The following is a 3507-nucleotide window of genomic DNA, read 5'->3' as shown; positions in this document are numbered from 1 at the left end:
CCTATTAGGGGGCTTAGATTATCAATACATTTTTTCCCTATTTTCCTCCATTATACGACAGCAGCATTCCAGCTGTCAATGTGCCCGCATATCTGCCGGAACAATCCCAAGCGGCTTGGTATGGGAAAAGATAATCTCCCAGTATCCAGCACGATAATTTGCCCGAAGCCGCCCTTTGAACATAATATTGTGTTCCTCCGGCTGCGGATCGTTCCACTTAGAATTTTCAAGCAAGTCCTCATAATCCCCGCCATAGTACATATTGATACCGAGACGTGCAATCAGCCAATTACCTCTGCCATCATTTCCTATCAGTTCTTTTGTTTCTTCTCTCGCCTGTTCCTCAGTAAAATCAATCGGATATGGCGTTTGCAACACCGTTTCCCAAAGCATAACTGTTTCAAAATCCCGCCGATTGACCTTATATCTGTATTCTTTTTCTGTCGAAGATACCACTACATAACCAGTATGCTCCTTTTTAGGCTTCAGCTTTCGGTCAGCGTTCGCCCTTTCCTTCGAGATACGCAGCAAATTTTCATTCAAACCTTGCCAATATTTAATTTTACTTTCAGCCTCACTCAAATCCTGATGAATCTTGTTTATTTCCTCTTGTGTTTCTTCCGCTGCCTCTCGAATTTTTCTCTGTGCGTCCCGATCGGCTTGCTCAATCGCCGCCGCTGCATTACTTTTTGCAACCGCCGCTTCTGATTCTGCTTTTGCTTTCTGCCGGACTATCTGCTCATATTCTTCCCGGGTTAAAATCACATGGGTACACTCCGGATTGGAATTTCCTCCCGAAACTGCCCGATAAGTACCTAATGCCCCACGTTTTACAAATTCAGCTATATAAACCGCCCCCTTTACAATCCCCGGATATAGTTATCAGCCACTACACTAATCCGGTTATGTCCCAAAGCCTTACTGCATACCAGCATAGCCACCTTGTCCAGTTTCTTGCCGGCTTCGTCCTTCCTGCAGGAATACACTTCGCTCTGATACCGCTTGCCCGTTCCCTTATTTACCTTGTCATAGGGAATTTCTTCTATCGGTCTCGCATACTTCCTGTAAATATCCGTTGCATACTCAGCCCGATATGCGTGTATATCTGCACACTTATGGACGTGCTGCCAAACCTTTTCCCCGTCCGGAGTGTTCCGAATCCGTTCCACAATCTGTTCCGCATTTTTTCCGATAATGGGACTAAGGCGCTCCCTGCCGCCCTTTCCGTTACGGACAAATACATAATACTCACTATCAAACAGCCGGGTATCTTTTAGGACTTCCAGCCGCCGAACCTCTTCCGGTGTCCTTTTCTGCTCCGGTACAGCTTCCAATCTGGAAATTTCTTTTTCTATCTGCTCCTTTGTCAGAAGATCACCGCCTTTTAAGGCACCCAGCTCACTCCGGCGCAGTCCTGTTCCTTTGCAAAACTTGATAAGTTCATCATTGTTGGTAATGGAAAAATGCCGGTCACGTACACGATCGCCCCGACTCCGTTTAATATCTGCTCTGTTCCTTTTTGGGGGCTGAAAATAGTCTTTATCATCAGGACTTATCCCGTACAGCTTTCCCATTGCTTTCGCTTCCAACTGTACCGTCCATGCAGAAAGCCCCTGATCCGCCCGAACCTGCAGCCACTCATTCACATATTTTTTTGCACTTTTGAGCGTGGTACATTCCGGGTGTTCCGACTTGATATATTCGATAAAATATTTTGTGTGTTTCCAATAGGACTTATATGTGTTAAAGGAAAATATCTTCTCCTTATCCGTCCCGTTCGCTACTGCCTCTTTTTTGCTTTCTCCAAAGGCTTGCATACCGGTCAGACGGTCATACGCCTGTTGGTGCAAATCCTTTGAATATGCTTTGTTTCTTCTTCCCAAGCAAAACCGCCTCCCATATATTGAATTTTCGTTGAAGCAAAGCCGCCTCCTGCCAGCCCATCAGGACTCAACACTCGGCAAATACACTTTTTATAGTCTTATGTGTGACTGTTAGGATTACTCCCCAAACACTTTTTTACTGCTTATGTGTGCAGCTCCCTTTATTCTCTTTCTACGAGCAGTGGAAGATCTGTCGGATTCTTTTTAGAGGAATCAGCTCTCCGGCACTTTATCAGTATGTCCGGCTACATTCACGATACGTTTTACTTACAGCACACTTTCAAAAGGATTACTCGTGTGAAGGTCAATGACGTGCTTTCCAATTCGCAAAGGCTACTGTGGCGAGTCCGCACATCACACAGGTGTATCAACCCTGATTCGACTCCTCATTAGCAAACTGCTAAACCCCCGGATCACTCCGAGACGCTCTGAGCTTAATTACTGTTTATACTCGCTCAGACGAGTCTTATTTGACACCCTTATCATACCATAGAATAAGAAAAAAGTCAACAACATATACCGATTATCTATGACATAACGGTTTACCAGTTCATAAATAAACGGGTAAACCGTTATTGTTTGCGTCACTGATACAGCCGAAAACAAACACAGAAAAGGCGTTGAGAAAAATATTCTCAACGCCTTTTCTACTCAATAAACTGGGATTTATCTTGCTTCTATATGCAAGTGATTATGACCATTCAAATCATCATACTGATGTGTATGTGTATGCTTTTCTGCATCTTCGCCATGGACATGTAAATGACTGTGTTTATGAGTATGTTCATGGGTATGAACCAAATCGCCATGTTGATGTTCATGAATATGAGTATGCTCATGTTCATGAGTATGCTGTAATTCAATGCTGTCCTTTACCATAATTATCGTACTAACAATCATGATGACCAAAGCTATATAAAATTGCGTGGAAGGTCTTTCTCCTACCAGCAACATACTGAACACAACTCCAAGAAACGGGGCAATGGAATAATATGCACTTGTTTTCGCTGCTCCCAAATCTTTCTGAGCCATGATATAGAATTTAATGCTTAATCCGTAAGCTACAAATCCCAAAGCCAGAACTGCAATTATCCATTCAAAGGCTGGTATGCTTTCGCCGAGTATCAACGCAACAATAAAACTTCCAAGTCCGGAAAAGCAACCTTTTATAATTACAATTTCTTCCGAACTCTTATTGCTGATCATTTTAGTACAGTTGTTTTCAAAGCCCCAGCAAATGCAAGCACCGAATACAAATAAAGACCCCTCATTAAATACAAATGCACTGCTTCCCTCAAAACTGAGTATGGCGCTGGCAACTGTTACCAAACCAATTGCTGCCCATAGTTTTCTTGAAATGACTTCCTTGAAGATAACCAACGCAATCAAAGAGGTTGCCACTATCTCAAAATTGTTAAGTAACGAGACATTCGCCGCATTTGTTCTGCTGATACCAAACATTAAAAGGATAGGTGCAATAATATCAAGTACCACCATTCCAATTGTGTATGGTAATTCTTTTTTTGTTAGGCTCTGTCACAACAAATGGTTGATTTTTGACGAGAAATAGCGTATAATAATAGTAAGAAACAGTACCACCGAAGGAGGTAATTGGATATGCCTA

3 protein-coding genes and 1 pseudogene are annotated in these 3507 nt (G+C 42.8%); all 4 read right to left on the bottom strand.

From position 1 onward, the window contains the following. Positions 1–75: 75 nt before the first annotated feature. The gene (locus tag BUB35_RS17925; RefSeq protein ID WP_072853967.1) at positions 76–765 is read right to left on the bottom strand and encodes a hypothetical protein; all 690 of its coding nucleotides are present in this window, start codon (positions 763–765) and stop codon (positions 76–78) included. A 95-nt stretch (positions 766–860) separates the two neighbouring features. Next, on the bottom strand, positions 861–1883 hold the full coding sequence (locus BUB35_RS17920; RefSeq protein WP_072853965.1) for a hypothetical protein: 1023 nt from the start codon (positions 1881–1883) through the stop codon (positions 861–863). Positions 1884–2549: 666 nt separating this feature from the next. Next, positions 2550–3212, bottom strand: a complete 663-nt coding sequence (locus tag BUB35_RS17915) for an EamA family transporter (RefSeq protein ID WP_330391280.1) — start codon at positions 3210–3212, stop codon at positions 2550–2552. Then, positions 3195–3398: pseudogene (locus BUB35_RS20035) on the bottom strand (EamA family transporter); the annotation flags it as partial. The gene BUB35_RS17915 and the pseudogene BUB35_RS20035, both read right to left, overlap by 18 nt. Between the last annotated feature and the right edge of the window lie 109 nt (positions 3399–3507).

The organism is Anaerotignum lactatifermentans DSM 14214 (assembly GCF_900142265.1).
GTDB lineage: Bacteria > Bacillota > Clostridia > Lachnospirales > Anaerotignaceae > Anaerotignum > Anaerotignum lactatifermentans.
This window is presented reverse-complemented; position numbering and strand designations above follow the sequence as displayed.